This window comes from Calothrix sp. 336/3, from assembly GCF_000734895.2.
In the GTDB taxonomy this organism is placed as follows: Bacteria; Cyanobacteriota; Cyanobacteriia; order Cyanobacteriales; family Nostocaceae; genus 336-3.
This window is the reverse complement of sequence record NZ_CP011382.1, coordinates 2,040,735-2,055,838: the sequence shown is the minus strand read 5'-3', so window position 1 is coordinate 2,055,838 and position 15,104 is coordinate 2,040,735. Positions and strand designations below refer to the sequence as shown.

Here is a 15,104-nt window from a genome sequence, read left to right as displayed (position 1 = left end):
TCCAAAAATCAGAATAATCCATACATTTTAATCAAATGTCCACCACTGCCTACTGCCTACTGCCCACTGCCTTTTTCTATCATGGCATTACGACTCAATCACTTCGATACCAAAACCAAACAGGAAACGGGGATAGAAGAAAAACTCGAAAACACCTTAGCTGAATATTTATTTCCTGGTGTCGAGTTTAGTATTGGTACTGCTTACCCTGAAGCAACTATTCCCGAAGATTTGCAGGAATATAAGGGGAAAACCCTGCAATTCAGTGCAGGGGAAAGGATGTTTTTTGCGAGTAATCCCAATATTCGAGAGCAACTATATCCCAATCCTTCTGATGGTGCTGCATATCCTTTACCTTTTACACCCTGTCGTAGTTTTCACGAGTTAGAAAATGTCAGGATTTTGATTGTCGATGATGTGACGGGTGAGAATGGAGGTGTTATTGCTAATGAGGATGCAAGGAAATTAGTTGGTGATTGCAAGGGATTAATCGATCGCAATTTCGCGCTTTCTAATAATATAGATAAGCGTGCATTTCAGTTCCGACTTGGTATTAAACCCCAAGCTGAAAGTCGGGTTATGCGGATTGCTAAGGGTACACTTGCTCCCGCACAACTCGAACACCTTGGGGAATCAATTTTTCGTATGGGTGGCAAGGTTCGAGATGGCACTTTTCGCTCTCGATTTGGCTATGATTTAGTTTTGGCAACATCTTCATTTAAAGGCAGGAAAGGAGATGATGTGATAAAGCCTGGTGAGTATGTACTATCGATTGGATTGGGTGTTAAAGCATTGGCTTTGTATCGAGAACATAGCCTGGGAACTCAAATTTTAGTGAACTATCCCAAAGCTGTAAATAAGGAAATTATACCCATAATCAAACAGCAAGCTGAACAATTAGCTAACGCACAAAAACACATTATAAAATTAGCACAGCGATATATGAAAACCTATGAACGACGCAAAGCTTTACTAGCAAAAAGCCAAGAAAATGAGCCGAATTTACAAGCAGACATTGATAAATTTGTTGTTTTCGATAATTTAGATTCTGGTGGAGAGATTGAAGAAACTCCAGAAAGTGATAATTTAGCAGCATCTCAGAAAGATTTATTGCTGTATTCGCTATTAAAAGCAGATTTGGCTAATTATTGTCAGTTACTAGAACATCCCAAAATTATTGCTGAACTCCAGGAGTTTACGAGAAAACAATGGGTGGAAATTGCTACGGGGCGTTCGATTAAATTTACTTCTGGATTAGCACAACCTAGTTTGGATTTGCAGCATGATGAAATATGCATACCTTTTTTGGGAGAAGGTGAGGAAATAATCGTTACCCGTTCCCCGTTGATTAATTCTAATGGGGTAATTACTTTGAAAAATAAGCATTTATCAGAAATGTTGGATGGATGTGTTTATATTCATCCCCAAACCGCTATGGACAATATGCAATGCGACTTTGATGGTGATTTACTGGCTTTTGCTCCGAGTCGGGAATTTCCCCACCTGGCTGTGGAAGTTAAGGAGAAAAACTTACCAGAAAATCGCTATCCCGACATTATCAAGAAGAATAAAGTGGCTTATCAAGGTAGTTTCGAGCAGATAGCAATTTCGGCAATGGAGAATAAAATTGGCATTATCGCCAATGAAATCCAGAAAAACGTAGCCCTGCAATGCGAACTTTGTGCAATGCCTCAATCGGATAAGCTTGATTATTTGAAACAGATATCCCATCATTTTTCTCGGATATTACAGAAACAGCAACAAGGAAAATTGCAAATTCCAGAGCAGATGTTGGAAGAAATTAAACAAGTTATCTCTACCAATCCAACTTCAAGCAATACAGCACAAATCGAGCATAAACTACACCAAGTCAAAGCCATATTCAAAGATTGCGTTGCTTCCCTTGGTAACGAACTACAAGTAGCGGCAGATGGAGCAAAAAGTGCCCTGCGTCCCAATGATGAAATTATTAAATATTGTCAAGCAATTACCAATTATAAAGAAGTTGAATGGCTAACTGATAAGAAAAATCCCGAAGCTTTTACCAATCGAGGCATGAAAAGTAATGGCTACAGTCCCATTGATTTAATGATTCGACAAACGAACGAAATATTTGAACAGCATCAAATTACAGCTAGACCGATCGAACAATTTAGAAAACTTTATCCGGGAATTGAATTTAGCACAGAGCAAAGGCAATTCGCTCAAGAAATCAAAGATAAATATAATTCCCAGGTTCGGGAACGTATACAACTAGAGGAACAACAAAAAAATGAACCAGGACCATATTTAACTATTACCTCTCCAATTAGTGGAAAGAAATTAAAAATCACTAATTTAATAAAATTTCCTGCGGCGATAAATATTGACTTTTGGCGATGGGCAAAGCCCGGTCTCCGACCATCGCAATACTTGGATATCCGCGTGGAAGCGAGAAAGCCAACATCACAAATGCCCCATACCCTACTCGTAATTGCAAAATTTACGAATAACGCAAAAGTGATAAATATTCCGATTGGTACAGTTAGTATTGACTCGGTTAAGGAACATAATGTTAAACCAGGAACGACAATTAAACAAGGAAAAGTCGAGTTTCATTTTGGTATTAGCGATGGGATGATTGATGCTTTAAAACAACAAACTAGGGAATATGTTGAGTCGATTAGCAAAGAAACACCCTTGGAAGATAAACTGCAACTTGCAGCTGCGATATATGATGTTAGCCACACTGGAGAGAGTAAAAATTATTCTGGTTTGAAGAGAGCGGGGGTTACATTTGCTGTTTTTCCTGACTATGCGATCGCCCAACTCCAAAATCTGCAATTTACCGAAATGCGGGTTATCGGAACCCAATTTAACGAGTGTGCTGGTAGGAATTTCGCTGGGGAAAAAGTTGCGATTAAGTTTGAGGATGCTGCGAACCCACGCGAACCACAGAAAACTACTCGTTGGGTAACTGTGGAGGGAAAAAAGCTGGGAATTGTTGATGCGCGATCGCCTAATTTACTTTCTGGTTGTGAAGCTGTTGCAAGTATTACCTCTCCTTCCAGTACCAGCGTTATCATTACCAGTTTGAGAAATCCTGAAAATAAAATTCAAATTGACCAAATTAATCGATACGCTTTCGCTAATCACAACTGGCAGGGTGAGCAAACGAATATTACTCTCGATATGCAGCAAACTGATTCCAGAAAAGCACCTGTCGTTTTTGCAAAACTTGGAAATCAGGTTTTGGGTGTTTTGAATAAGGAATCAGTTGGTTTTCTACAACAGCAGCTTGCCAGCAAGGGAAAGACAATACAAGGATTGACTATTGCGGGGACTGTGAATACAGCTCCTCCCAGTTACGCGGATATTATCATTGACCCCAGTAGTGTTAAATTTCCTGAACATGAAACCTTGAATATTGCGACTGTGGTGATTATCAATGGGACGGTTGAGCCAAAGTTTCAGGCTAAAACTGAGCAGGTTTTGGGTAATATGATTAAACGTGCGATCGCTCGTGCTGTGGAAAACGGGTTTGAGAGGGTGCAGTTTGTCGATATTTCCCCAAATCCCACACAGAAAACTGGAGAAACGCTACAAAAACTTGCAGGAGAAAGAAAGGATATTGAGATTGAGTTTATTGGTATAAAGTCACCGGAAGCAGGGATGAGATTATTGACGAAACTGTCAGATATTATTCTGGGTGTTAAAACAGCAGAAACTATTGGAGTGATTGAATTTGCTGCTAGTCGGGGAAAAGCAACCGTATCCTACATTTCTGAAACGGGAAAATTCGATCTATGTAATTTTCCTTTATCACAAAAAGCGAATCGAGATTTACAGCCAAATCGATAAGTTGCGATTCGATGCAGGGAAGCGCTTGGCAAAAAAGCTTCAACTAGGGTAATCAGCAAATAATCCACGATCGCTAGCAAGATTTATCATAGTCTTACTTGTTTGGGCGATCTGCGCTTAGCAGCAGTGCTGAGTGCAAAGCACACGCTACGCGAACGCGATCGCGTCCAGTGCTTCATCACACCAAGCCACCCAATCTTCTTGATAGCGGATGGCTCTGCGAATAATTAGATGCATATATAAATCTTTCAATTCCAGGGAACCAATATGTTTGGCAAAATGTTCATCCATTTGTCGTACTTGTTGGGCTTTTTCTGCATGTAATTGCCGTCGTCTGGTAATTTCTGCTATCACTACCTGTTTTGATACCAAATGTCCAGCTAATCCGATTACCCCCAAATCTTCCCGCATTGCCGTTGGTTCGGATGGTTTGGTTAACCAGTCAGTAAGTTCTTTTTCTCCAGGTTTGGCGATCGCATAAATTTTTTTATCTAGTCGTCCTGGCTGGGGAATCGCTTCATAGGTGATCAGTCCTTGCTGTTCCAATTTCCCCAGTTCCGCGTAAACCTGCTGCTGGCTGGCTTTCCAAAAGCAACTACCAAACCCCTCTGCAAATTCCTTCGCCACATCATAACCGCTCAGGGGTTGACGCGATAAGAAAGCTAAGATTGTGTGCTTGAGTGCCATAAAGTATCCGGGAATATTTAACAGCTGCTTGACTAATGTTCTAATTTCAGCTTACCATAATTTTTGTATTCAACTATTTGAGTACAAAAAAAGGAATTAATTATGGTCAGCATTAATTGGAGACCGAAAAACCACTTACCCTGGATTTTCGTAGGTGCAGGCTGTTTGTTGGCGATCGCTGGAGGAATAGTCTACCAGCAATCGAATCATCGTCCTGTAGAGGCAATTCCCTTGTCTAATACCGTCAAAACAGACAAGATTTCGGCATTGGGACGGTTGGAACCCGAAGGTGAAACAATTCAAGTATTTGCCCCCACATCGATTGATGGGGCAAGGGTTGAGCGTTTACTTGTCAGTCACGGACAGCAAATTCGCAAAGGAGATGCGATCGCCTTTCTCGATACCTACCCTCGTAGAGAAGCTGCATGGCAAGAAGCCCGACAACAAGTAGAAGTGGCAAAGTCCCAGCTTGCCCAGGTACAAGCGGGGGCGAAAGCGGGAGATATTCGAGCGCAACGAGAGAAAGTCCGACAAATTCAGGCGGAATTGACCACAGAAACTGCTTCTCAGCGAGCAGTAATTGCCCGCATCCTTGCCGAACGGGACACCGAAATAGCAGCTCAGAAAGCAGCGATCGCTCGTTTGCAAGCAGAGGTGAAGAATGCAGCACTCGAAGATAGAAGGTATCAGGCTTTGTATATCGAAGGTGCAGTGGCAGAAACAGTCCGCGATCGCAACCATTTGGCTTGGGAGACAACCCAGCAGCAGTTGAACGAAGCTAGAGCGAATTTGCAAAGGATTCAAAGTAGTAAACAGGAGCAAATTCAGGAAGCACGGGGGAATTTGCAAAGGATTATTTCCTCCCGTCAGCAGCAACTTTCTGGAGCCGCAGCTACCTTGGATGCGATTGCCGAAGTCCGTCCCGTGGATGTGACAGCAGCAAAAATGCGGATTAGTCAAGCTCAAGCTAGTGTTAAGCGTGCCAAAGCCGAATTAGATTTAGCTGTAGTGCGATCACCCCAAGATGGTCGGGTGTTGAAAATCCATACCCGTCCCGGTGAGATGGTGGGTAGTCAGGGGATTATTAGTTTGGGTCAGACTCAACGCATGGTTGCAGTTGCGGAAGTATACGAACTCGATATTAGCCCGGTAAAAGTCGGGCAAACAGCTACAGTTACGAGTAAGAATAATGCCTTTGCTGATGTGTTACGTGGTGAAGTTACGGAAGTGGGGTTGGAAATTGGTAAAAAAGATGTATTGAATACTGACCCCGCAGCCCAATTTGATGCGCGGGTGGTGGAAGTGAAAGTTTTACTTGATGAAGTATCCAGCCGCAAAGTGGCAGGACTGACAAATTTGAGTATTCAGGTTGAGATTAATACACAAATGTAGAGACGTGATATATCACGTCTAAACCTATGACCAATTCCAAAAAATCTCAGAAAAAACCCTTATTTCTATCCTGGCTACAGCTAAAAAAAGAGCGAGCGCGTTTAATCGTAGCAATTGCGGGAATCAGCTTTGCCGATGTTTTGATGTTCTTGCAAATGGGATTTCGGGGAGCGTTGTTTAGTAGTGCGGTGGAATTTCACGATAGCTTGAATGGGGAAATCGTTATGGTCAGTGGGCGATCGCGATCGCTGATTTCCCTCGACCGATTCACAGAACGACGTTTATATCAAGTAGCAGGGGTAAGGGGTGTTGCCTCCGTAAGTCCGATTTATCTCAATTCGATTCAATGGCGTAATCCCGATAACAAACAAATTTGGGATATCTATGCAATTGGCATAAACCCGGAACATCAAGTCATGAATATCCCCGGTGTGGAAGCTAACCGCCAAAAACTCCGCAAACCGGATACCGTATTGTTCAACCTTGGTTCTCGCAACGAATTTGGTCCGATTGCCCAGCAATTTGAGTCGGGAAAAGCCATTACCACCGAAATCAACGAACGCCAAATTTCCATCCAGGGATTGTTCAAACTCAGCCCAACTTTTGGTATTAATGCATACCTCGTTACTAGCGATGTCAACTTTTTACGGATGGCAAATTTCCGCCAACCGGGGTTAATTGATGTTGGTGTGATTAAACTTCAGCCCGGTGCAGATGTCTCGCAAGTATTAGCAGACATCCGATTGCGGCTACCGAATGATGTCAAAGTTATGACAAAATCAGAATACGCAAAAGCCGAAGTCGCCTTCTGGAATGCCAGCACACCAGTGGGTTACACCTTCGATTTAGGTGTGGTAATTGCCTTTATTGTCGGTGCGATCATTGTCTATCAAATTCTTTACAGCGATGTTACCGACCATTTACCCGAATATGCCACCCTCAAAGCAATGGGATTTCGCGATCGGTATTTACTGGTTGTCGTGTTCCAGGAATCTTTGATTTTGGCTGCCCTGGGATTTATTCCCGGTACGGCGATCGCCTTGGGCATTTATCGCATCACGAATATTGCCACAATGTTACCAATGGCGATGGATTTGGGACGAGTCGTGTTTGTGTTTATCCTCACAGCAATCATGAGTTCGTTCTCTGCGGCAATGGCAGTACGTAAATTACAAACAGCCGACCCCGCCGATATTTTTTAGGAGTTATAATGCTTTCATCACCTGCAATTTCCATTTCCCATCTCAATCACTATTACGGTCAAGGTTCTCTACGAAAGCAGGTTTTATATGATATTAATCTGCAAATCGAACCGGGTGAAATCATTATTATGACCGGACCATCGGGTTCGGGAAAGACAACATTATTAACCCTGATGGGAAGTTTGCGATCGCTGCAAGAAGGTAGTTTAACTATTCTGGGAAACGAATTGCTTGGTGCTAGCAAAGATAAGATGACCCTATTTCGTCGCAATATCGGTTATATTTTTCAGGCACACAACCTGTTAAATTTTCTCACAGCCTATCAAAATGTCGAAATGGCACTGGAAATGCATGATGTCACCGCAGCAGAAGCAGATACTCGAATTCGCAATGTTTTAGCTGCCGTGGGGTTAGAACATCGGATGAATTACTATCCCAGGGATTTATCGGGTGGGCAAAAACAACGGGTGGCGATCGCCCGTGCTTTAGTCAGTCAACCAAAAATTATTCTCGCAGACGAACCAACCGCAGCTCTCGATAAAAAATCGGGACGGGATGTGGTGGAAATTATGGAAAAGCTTGCCAAAGAACAGGGTTGTACAATTTTGTTAGTCACCCACGACAACCGGATTTTAGATTTAGCTGATCGGATTGTTTATATGGAAGATGGATATTTGGTGAATCGGGATGATGTTGTCGAGAAAGTTGGGTAAGCAATCGCATTATTCAGATTTATTTACATTTTCAATCCTCTCAAAACTTGAGCCACTTCCATCGGCTGCGATCGCAACTTGGCTTGAAGTTCAATTCTCAATACAGCCAATTTCTGATATTTCCCATCAACGCGAACCGCAATCCCCAACCGTCGCGCTCCAGTACGTAACCGACTCTGCGGTAATTTTTGTATCAATTGTTGGAGCGATTCTGTATCAATCTCATTTTTGCGACTGGGAACCGTGTAACGAGCTTGCGGTATGTTTACTTGCTTAACCATAGGTGCGAGGTCGGGAAGTGTGGGATTTTGTTCTATGTCTGCTTGAGAAGATTTTTCCCTTTGGCAATCCCACAAATTTATCAAACCCATGCAGAAATCGATGAGCATTAGTATTGCAAAAGCAATCATTAGCAAAGCAACAAGGATATTCAAAAAATCCTGAGTGTTTTCCATTTTCATTATTCCTAATTTCCAGCGTGAAGCGAATGCTGGTATTTCATAATTGCTTTCCCGTAAGGGAGCAAAACAATTCGCAATTTAACTACTAATTTAGAGATAATGCTTTATTTCGTTTTATAATCAAACTTTGAGGCAAGCTTAGAAAGTCAGAATAGCTTTCAATCAAACCATCTCCCTATGCCTAAAATTCGGCTTTTACAACCCGGTGACGAACATATTCTCGAAGCTTTTCTCGTCAAACATGCGGCAAGCTCGATGTTTTTGCGATCTAACTTACGTGCGGTTGGGTTGGAGAACCAAGGCAACACATTCCAGGGGAAATATGCAGCAGCGATCGCAGATGGTCAAATCGTTGCTGTTGCTACCCATTATTGGAATGGTATGATAATTCTACAAGCACCAACACATTTGGAAAGTGTTGTGACAAACTGCTTGGAGTTGGAAAAACGAGACATTTTTGGAATTAGTGGTCCTGCGAATCAAGTTGAAAATACCTGTAAGATTTTGGGATTTGAGGAGAAACAGTTTCGCGTTGCCGAACGGGAAATTTTGTTTGCCTTGGAATTATGCAACTTAAGAGTACCGATCGCGCTGGTGACTGGAAATGTGGAGTGTCGTTTACCAATACCCAGTGAATTGGAATTGTTGGTTGAGTGGAGTGTCGCGTATCAAGTCGAGACTTTGGGACAAGCATTATTTGAGGCTATCCACGGACTGGAGGCAAATGCAACCGCATCTGTAATTATGGTTGGGACTGGGATTGGTGCTGCTTTCTACGTGAATGGGCAAGTTTTGCGGGGTACTTCCGGTTGGGCTGGGGAGCTTGGTAGTATTCCCATATCATCGGTCGTCGGTAATTCGAGCCAAACCCTCGATCGATTGGCTAGTGGTGCGGCAATTGTAAAAAAGTTGGGGGTTGACGGGGAGCAATTGAGCGCATTAGTCGATCGGGGAGATAGCCATACTTTAGAAGCAATTAGGGAAGCTGGATATTCTTTGGGGTTGGGAATTGCTACGGTTATCAATATTTTCAATCCCAGTTTAATTGTTCTAGCTGGGGGAACATTACGATGGTCGGGTTATCTTGAGGCTGCGTTGTAAAGTGCCCAAGCAAATAGTTTGCCGGAACTTTGGGAAAACTGTCGGGTGCAAAAAAGCGATCGCGGAGGGGATTTAGTTGCATTGGGAGCAATTCGTGCGACAACTTTTTAATCAGAAGTATTATTCTATACAAAATGACCGATTTTCTGTTTCCACCAAACTAAAATTTATGCGTTCACAAAGTGACTCCTGCGGGGTATCGCTTACGGAAGAAGAAGTTTGTTAAAAACGTTTATTTTGGTTGTTAGGTTGTATTGAATGTGGAGGTAGTAGTTGAAATTCCTGGAAACCCCTCGTCTCTTAGTTCGCCACTTTGTTCCAGAAGATGCTGAAGCAGTGTTTAGGATACATAGCAATCCAAAGGTGGCGCAGTATATGGGGGACGGAAAACCGTTGACTTACGAACGTTGTGTTAAGTGGATCGAGATATCAATTCAAAATTATAAAACTAAAGGCTTTGGGGTTTCGGCGGTTATAGAGAAAAGCACACACGAGTTAATAGGGTGTTGTGGACTTAATCTACGATCAAGAGCGGAGCGAACCAGACATTCCAGAAGTGATTTACAGCTTTGAGCCATCCTATTGGGGACAAAGCTTTGCCAGCGAAATTGTTCCTGCAATGCTTAACTATGGGTTAGAACAATGTGGGCTGCACAGGATTCTTGCTACGATTGCGCCGGAAAATCCGGCTTCATGCCGTGTTGCAGAAAAAGCTGGGATGGTATTCGATCGCGAAGAGATTGAATCGGATGGGCTACCGTCACTTTTCTACTTTATTGAGGCAAATAGTGCCGAGCGTCGATAGTACAGTCCTTGAAATTTCCCTGCAAAGATTGAAAATGGCGATGCTCCGTTGCTTTAGCATCCCCCAGGGTAGGAGCGGTCTAAGCGCAGAGCGCAGGCTACGCCAACGACCATCGCTTAACTTGCGACTCGATCGATAAAACTATCAAAGCGATCGCTCTCCATCAAACCATTCTCTGATAGGATGCGGCGAACTGCGACCAAATGTACTTGCCTTACCGAAGATTGTCGATCGTAACCAGGCAGAACCACTAATGTATCGGACGGAGGGTGCTGATAAACTTTTTGGGAGCCAACGGTTTGCATCGCAACAAACCCCACTTCCAGGAGTAATTTTTCCAACTCGATGAATTTTATTTCTCTAACCATCATGACGAATCACTCCCTGCAATTGGCTGAGAACATCACCCTTAAATTTAGCAAATATTTGTATTGCCTGTCTATTTAATAAATTATCTTTGGGGATACGAACAGTTATGCGTTCGCCAATATCCGATAAATTAAATCCTTCCAAGTTTTCAAAATATGCTTGTATATACAACCAATAAGCTTGGCTAGCTTTTGCGTCATACACGACCAAAATACATGGCATTGGCTCAAGTAACCACAATTCTAAATCCGAGCGAGTTAAAGAAAAAGTAATTGTCTTTTGGTCGAATAAAACAGCGAGAGAATCCGTTGACTTTAATTGTATATATATCTGACCATTTTCTATTTCGCCTCGTTCGTTATAAGTGAAGATGACTAAATCATAGCCGTAATCATAGATAATTCGTTCTACGGAAAAGCCACATAATAAAATATATTTCTCTACATAGTTAACACTTAAATCTGCAATTATATGCTCTCTTGGTCGTCTCTTTCTAGGCATTTAGCAAGTTTTCTAGGGTTTGATTTTCCTGATAATATCAGAGTTATACAATTTAATCTTACAGCCGAGTAAATAATTTATCCTAGCCATAATATTTTCTAAAATAGCAGATTACATAGCAGTAATCTGAGCCAATCTTTCCTGCAATTGAGTATACCGTTCCTTCTGATTAACCGAGCGCACAGCCATACTGATCGCTTTTTTGGAACCGATAATTATTGCCAATCTCTTCGCACGAGTTAACCCCGTGTAAATCAAATTCCGCGACAGAAGCATGAAATGTTGGGTATAAATCGGCATAATTACCACCGGATATTCCGAACCCTGGGATTTGTGGATAGTAACGCTCCAAGCCAAAGCCAACTCATTCAAATCTGCGTAGTCGTAGGTCACATCCCTATCTTGATACTGGACGATAACTTCCTGTTCTTCCGTATCTATCTTGGTAATAAATCCCACATCACCGTTGAATACTTCGCGGTTATAGTCGTTGGTTAATTGGATAACCCTGTCCCCAACCCGAAAAATCACTCCACCCCTCGTTACTTCCACTTTCTGGGGACTGGGAGGATTAATCAATTGCTGTAACACGTTATTCAAATTGCGCGTCCCCACCAATCCCCGCGTCATCGGTGCCAAAACTTGCACATCGATCGCGGGATTAAAGCCTAACTTAGGAACGAAATCTGCAATCAACTCAGCGATCGCTTGCACCCCATGTTCCGGTTGTTGCCCTCCTCCATGCCACAAACAATCGGATTTGGGAGCATCAGAAATTGGCTCCATACTTGGATATTGCCCCTGGTTGATTTGGTGAGCGTTGCGAATAATTGCACTCGTTTGAGCTTGCCGGAATATCTGCGTTAATCGCACCACGGGCACTTTTCCCGAATTGATGAAATCCGCTAAAACCTTACCCGGACCGACGGATGGCAGCTGATCTATATCCCCCACGAAAAGAATTTGCCCATCTTCGGGAACGGCTTTAATTAAACTGTACGCCAGAAATAAATCCAACATACTTGCCTCATCGACGATAATCGCCTTCTGCGGTAAAGGATTTTTCATGTCCCGCTTGAATCCCATATTCTTGGGGTCGAATTCTAGTAAGCGATGCACGGTTTTTGCTTCCAGTCCCGTCATCTCGGTCAATCGTTGCGCTGCTCGTCCGGTTGGTGCTGCTAGAGCGATTGATTTCCCCATCGCTTTCCACAGTTGCACAATAGTACGTACACTAAAGGTTTTCCCCGTCCCCGGACCACCCGTCAACACCGCAACCTTCGAGTATGCAGCCATTTCTACGGCTTCTTGTTGTTGGGGGGAAAGTTCGACGTTGCGGCTTTCGGTAAATTTGGTCAACCAGGTACGAACACGGTTAATATCGGGTTCGATGGGATTTTTCAAGTGCTGACCGATGAGCAATGCCAAGTTATTCTCGGTATTGAAAAATGCCGGGTTGTAGCAAAGCAAGGTATTATCGGGGGCAGATTCCCGGATTAACTCGTCCTGGAAAGACATGGTTTTGATGATTTCTGTTATTCCTTCCTCGGTTGGTTGATGTTCGTTAGTTTTGAGACATTGGGATGCTTTTTCGATTAATTCGGGTTGGGGCAAATAACAATGCCCATCTTCTGATGCCTCATTTAATACATGGGTAAGTCCCGAACGATAGCGAAATTCCGAATCTGCTGGTACGCCTAGATTTCTCGCAATTTGGTCGGCTGTGATAAAGCCAATCCCGTAAATATCGACAGCTAATTGGTATGGGTTGTTGGTGACAATTCCAATCGACTTGTCCCCATAATTTTTATAAATCTTGACTGCATAAGTCGTTGATACGCCATGAGTCTGCAAAAATATCATCACTTCTTTGATGGCTTTTTGGGTTTCCCATGCCTTTTTAATCAAAGTAATTCGTTTTCTGGCAATACCGCTTACTTCGTTCAGGCGATCAATTTGATTCTCAATAATATCCAGGGTTTCCAAGCCAAAATGAGCGACAATTCGTTTGGCTGTTACTGGACCAACTCCCTTAATTAGACCGCTACCTAAATACTTTTCGATACCCGTAATCGTAGCTGGTTTGGTTTCTTTATAATTGGTAACTTGGAACTGCAAGCCATATTGGGGATGTTCGCGCCAAAATCCATTGAGTTGCAGCGTTTGTCCTGGTTGAATACCTGCAAAGCTACCAGTAATTGTAGTTAACTCCGATACTTTGGGGCGTTGCAACCTTGCGACCGTGTAACCAGATTCCTCGGAGTGGAAAGTCAAACGTTCTACCACCCCCGTAATCGATTCCTGCTTGGGAGTGGCGTTATTTGCTTGCTGGTTTACTTGGTAAGAACTGGACATTTTTGCTTGGTCTCGGGGCGCAAATATTATACCTAGATGATTCGCAATGGGGGAAGTGTAAATTAATTATAAGGCTTTAGTAGTATTTTTGTATTAGTCAAGTAATCGCAAAATATTAAGATGAAATTTCGAGAAAAAAATACCCCTTGAAGGGAGTATTAGATTTAGTCGATTTTTATCTATTACACAGATAGCGATGGCGGCAGCCACTCTCTCTGGGAGCGATCACACCCAATTCAATCCAATTCGCGAACCAATACACTCATCACCTCTCCAGGGTTCTCTGTTGGTAACAACGGACTCCAGTCTTTTGTATTTGCATATCCAAGCTGCTGTAGAACTTGCATTGTAGTGGTTACAGATTTATGCGAACCGATGAGGATATGTTTAATTTTCTGTGGTTCTTGTGATTGCGGAGAAACAATCTCAATCTGAGGTATTTGAGACTTAGAAATACCAATATCCCCGACAAAACTACGATATTTTAACTGCATCTAAATTTCGACCTATTCTTATAACTACTTTTCTCCATGAGCGTATTGACTAATCGGAAATATTCTCCTTCCAACGAATTAATTACCCGAAAATATAATCGAAACGAACCATCTCCGTATTGTTTTAAATCCCTCTCACCAAATATTATTTCCTGCTGCTGTAACCATTGAGTGACATTTATATGAAACTCAGCCAAAAACAAAGCCGGAAAATAAATTCTTCCTGTTTTCTCCCCAGTATATTGATGAGTTAATATTTGAAATTGTGGTTTACTCAAAACCTCCGTCATGATTTTTGCCCCCGATTGCTTTGTTGAAATTCTTGCCGTAAGGCTAATAAGTGAGAAAGGTAGAATGAGAATTTCCATTCCTATCTTTCCTGGATTAATTCGATTTTGATTCCAGATATTTGAGAAAATTCGATACTTTCCAATTCAAACCATGTACTTTGTCAGCAATATTTGGTTTAGATGACTTGCCATTACACAAAAGACAAGTTTCGCACTGGATTCGGTCATCTTCCGTGTGTCGGCAAAGTATTTCGTTATCGCTTAATGGTGCGTCGGGAGTGATGATTCTGAATGTTCTCCATCCTTGGTTTTGTGCTTGTTTCGCATCTGCTTCAGTTTCCACAGAAGCCATGAGATATTCTTGCCAACGTAAATCGCAATTTTGATACCTGTGTGTATATCCAGTATGTTTCCCCGATGCCAAAATAATCGCTTCCCATACTTCTAACGGTACTGCTGTCGGGTCGCCATAGGAACCAATTCTTAGCGGATAGCGATAATGTTGTAAAAGTGCTAATTCTTTCTCACTAAACTTGGGATAATTGCCAGCGATATAGGAACGATAAATATTATTTGGAGTGAGAAGATTGACGTAGCAACTACCCGTTTTGCTCAACTTTAACGGACAATTACCACAAATCGAATTATCCAAACCGTGTTTTGCAGCGTATGTTGGAACATAATTTTGTGAGAGAATCCACGATTGAAGTTGCCTTCCAGTTTTGCGGTTAGATGTAGGGTTCACAAAACCGGTTAATATCAAAACGATGGGAGAGCCATCAATTAAGGATGAGCCTTCCCAAACGACATAACCATTTTGTAGCATATTCGTAGATGGATAATTTTGTCAGCAGTTGGGTAGCTCTTCGGCTACGCTGAGAGCCAAGGATTAAA

Annotated in this window: 15 protein-coding genes; 7 read left to right on the top strand and 8 right to left on the bottom strand. The window is 42.4% G+C overall.

Annotation, left to right across the window (positions count from 1 at the left end; all coding sequences use genetic code 11):
- Positions 1-81: 81 nt before the first annotated feature.
- Positions 82-3,840, top strand: coding sequence for a hypothetical protein (locus IJ00_RS08435; protein ID WP_035152003.1), 3,759 nt, complete (start codon positions 82-84; stop codon positions 3,838-3,840).
- A gap of 147 nt (positions 3,841-3,987) precedes the next feature.
- Here the strand turns inward: IJ00_RS08435 and IJ00_RS08430 are convergent, their stop codons facing one another.
- Positions 3,988-4,527, bottom strand: a complete 540-nt coding sequence (locus tag IJ00_RS08430) for a PadR family transcriptional regulator (protein ID WP_035152000.1) — start codon at positions 4,525-4,527, stop codon at positions 3,988-3,990.
- A 102-nt stretch (positions 4,528-4,629) separates the two neighbouring features.
- Here IJ00_RS08430 and IJ00_RS08425 point away from each other — a divergent pair, with 102 nt between their 5' ends.
- The 3 genes from IJ00_RS08425 to IJ00_RS08415 are packed head-to-tail and all read left to right on the top strand — an operon-like array spanning position 4,630 to position 7,834.
- Positions 4,630-5,919: an ABC exporter membrane fusion protein gene (locus tag IJ00_RS08425; RefSeq protein ID WP_035151998.1), complete on the top strand. Its 1,290-nt coding sequence runs from the start codon at positions 4,630-4,632 to the stop codon at positions 5,917-5,919.
- A gap of 26 nt (positions 5,920-5,945) precedes the next feature.
- Positions 5,946-7,121: an ABC transporter permease DevC gene (devC, locus tag IJ00_RS08420; protein WP_035151996.1), complete on the top strand. Its 1,176-nt coding sequence runs from the start codon at positions 5,946-5,948 to the stop codon at positions 7,119-7,121.
- Between the two features lie 8 nt (positions 7,122-7,129).
- Positions 7,130-7,834: a DevA family ABC transporter ATP-binding protein gene (locus IJ00_RS08415; protein ID WP_082127290.1), complete on the top strand. Its 705-nt coding sequence runs from the start codon at positions 7,130-7,132 to the stop codon at positions 7,832-7,834.
- Between the two features lie 23 nt (positions 7,835-7,857).
- Here the strand turns inward: IJ00_RS08415 and IJ00_RS08410 are convergent, their stop codons facing one another.
- Positions 7,858-8,289, bottom strand: coding sequence for a hypothetical protein (locus IJ00_RS08410; protein ID WP_082127433.1), 432 nt, complete (start codon positions 8,287-8,289; stop codon positions 7,858-7,860).
- A gap of 183 nt (positions 8,290-8,472) precedes the next feature.
- Between IJ00_RS08410 and IJ00_RS27645 the strand changes: the two genes are divergently transcribed.
- The 3 genes from IJ00_RS27645 to IJ00_RS08400 all read left to right on the top strand — a co-directional run bounded on the left by IJ00_RS27645 (position 8,473) and on the right by IJ00_RS08400 (position 10,201).
- On the top strand, positions 8,473-9,396 hold the full coding sequence (locus tag IJ00_RS27645) for an ROK family protein (RefSeq protein ID WP_082127289.1): 924 nt from the start codon (positions 8,473-8,475) through the stop codon (positions 9,394-9,396).
- Positions 9,397-9,732: 336 nt separating this feature from the next.
- The gene (locus tag IJ00_RS30140; protein ID WP_371259640.1) at positions 9,733-9,969 is read left to right on the top strand and encodes a GNAT family N-acetyltransferase; all 237 of its coding nucleotides are present in this window, start codon (positions 9,733-9,735) and stop codon (positions 9,967-9,969) included.
- Complete coding sequence (locus IJ00_RS08400; protein ID WP_035151987.1) at positions 9,905-10,201, top strand: GNAT family N-acetyltransferase; 297 nt, start codon at positions 9,905-9,907, stop codon at positions 10,199-10,201. Before IJ00_RS30140 ends, IJ00_RS08400 begins: the two co-directional genes overlap by 65 nt.
- A gap of 116 nt (positions 10,202-10,317) precedes the next feature.
- Here the strand turns inward: IJ00_RS08400 and IJ00_RS08395 are convergent, their stop codons facing one another.
- The 6 genes from IJ00_RS08395 to IJ00_RS08370 all read right to left on the bottom strand — a co-directional run bounded on the left by IJ00_RS08395 (position 10,318) and on the right by IJ00_RS08370 (position 15,036).
- Positions 10,318-10,572: a type II toxin-antitoxin system HicA family toxin gene (locus tag IJ00_RS08395; RefSeq protein ID WP_238178466.1), complete on the bottom strand. Its 255-nt coding sequence runs from the start codon at positions 10,570-10,572 to the stop codon at positions 10,318-10,320.
- On the bottom strand, positions 10,562-11,071 hold the full coding sequence (locus IJ00_RS08390) for a DUF4365 domain-containing protein (protein WP_035151984.1): 510 nt from the start codon (positions 11,069-11,071) through the stop codon (positions 10,562-10,564). The genes IJ00_RS08395 and IJ00_RS08390 overlap by 11 nt, the downstream gene beginning before the upstream one ends.
- Before the next feature lie 111 nt (positions 11,072-11,182).
- Positions 11,183-13,426: an ATP-dependent RecD-like DNA helicase gene (locus IJ00_RS08385; protein ID WP_035151982.1), complete on the bottom strand. Its 2,244-nt coding sequence runs from the start codon at positions 13,424-13,426 to the stop codon at positions 11,183-11,185.
- 236 nt (positions 13,427-13,662) lie between these two features.
- Positions 13,663-13,920, bottom strand: a complete 258-nt coding sequence (locus tag IJ00_RS08380; protein WP_035151980.1) for a hypothetical protein — start codon at positions 13,918-13,920, stop codon at positions 13,663-13,665.
- Positions 13,911-14,288 carry a hypothetical protein gene (locus tag IJ00_RS08375; protein WP_339366901.1) on the bottom strand — a complete coding sequence of 126 codons (378 nt, stop codon included), beginning with the start codon at positions 14,286-14,288 and terminating at the stop codon, positions 13,911-13,913. Before IJ00_RS08375 ends, IJ00_RS08380 begins: the two co-directional genes overlap by 10 nt.
- A gap of 16 nt (positions 14,289-14,304) precedes the next feature.
- Complete coding sequence (locus IJ00_RS08370; RefSeq protein ID WP_035151976.1) at positions 14,305-15,036, bottom strand: hypothetical protein; 732 nt, start codon at positions 15,034-15,036, stop codon at positions 14,305-14,307.
- Positions 15,037-15,104: the final 68 nt, after the last annotated feature.

What these genes read in the sequence shown, in the direction of transcription:
- IJ00_RS08435 (WP_035152003.1), top strand. Translation starts at nt 82, where the DNA reads ATGGCATTACGACTCAATCACTTCGATACCAAAACCAAACAGGAAACG.
- IJ00_RS08430 (WP_035152000.1), bottom strand. Translation starts at nt 4,527, where the DNA reads ATGGCACTCAAGCACACAATCTTAGCTTTCTTATCGCGTCAACCCCTG.
- IJ00_RS08425 (WP_035151998.1), top strand. Translation starts at nt 4,630, where the DNA reads ATGGTCAGCATTAATTGGAGACCGAAAAACCACTTACCCTGGATTTTC.
- devC (WP_035151996.1), top strand. Translation starts at nt 5,946, where the DNA reads ATGACCAATTCCAAAAAATCTCAGAAAAAACCCTTATTTCTATCCTGG.
- IJ00_RS08415 (WP_082127290.1), top strand. Translation starts at nt 7,130, where the DNA reads ATGCTTTCATCACCTGCAATTTCCATTTCCCATCTCAATCACTATTAC.
- IJ00_RS08410 (WP_082127433.1), bottom strand. Translation starts at nt 8,289, where the DNA reads ATGGAAAACACTCAGGATTTTTTGAATATCCTTGTTGCTTTGCTAATG.
- IJ00_RS27645 (WP_082127289.1), top strand. Translation starts at nt 8,473, where the DNA reads ATGCCTAAAATTCGGCTTTTACAACCCGGTGACGAACATATTCTCGAA.
- IJ00_RS08395 (WP_238178466.1), bottom strand. Translation starts at nt 10,572, where the DNA reads ATGATGGTTAGAGAAATAAAATTCATCGAGTTGGAAAAATTACTCCTG.
- IJ00_RS08390 (WP_035151984.1), bottom strand. Translation starts at nt 11,071, where the DNA reads ATGCCTAGAAAGAGACGACCAAGAGAGCATATAATTGCAGATTTAAGT.
- IJ00_RS08385 (WP_035151982.1), bottom strand. Translation starts at nt 13,426, where the DNA reads ATGTCCAGTTCTTACCAAGTAAACCAGCAAGCAAATAACGCCACTCCC.
- IJ00_RS08380 (WP_035151980.1), bottom strand. Translation starts at nt 13,920, where the DNA reads ATGCAGTTAAAATATCGTAGTTTTGTCGGGGATATTGGTATTTCTAAG.
- IJ00_RS08375 (WP_339366901.1), bottom strand. Translation starts at nt 14,288, where the DNA reads ATGGAAATTCTCATTCTACCTTTCTCACTTATTAGCCTTACGGCAAGA.
- IJ00_RS08370 (WP_035151976.1), bottom strand. Translation starts at nt 15,036, where the DNA reads ATGCTACAAAATGGTTATGTCGTTTGGGAAGGCTCATCCTTAATTGAT.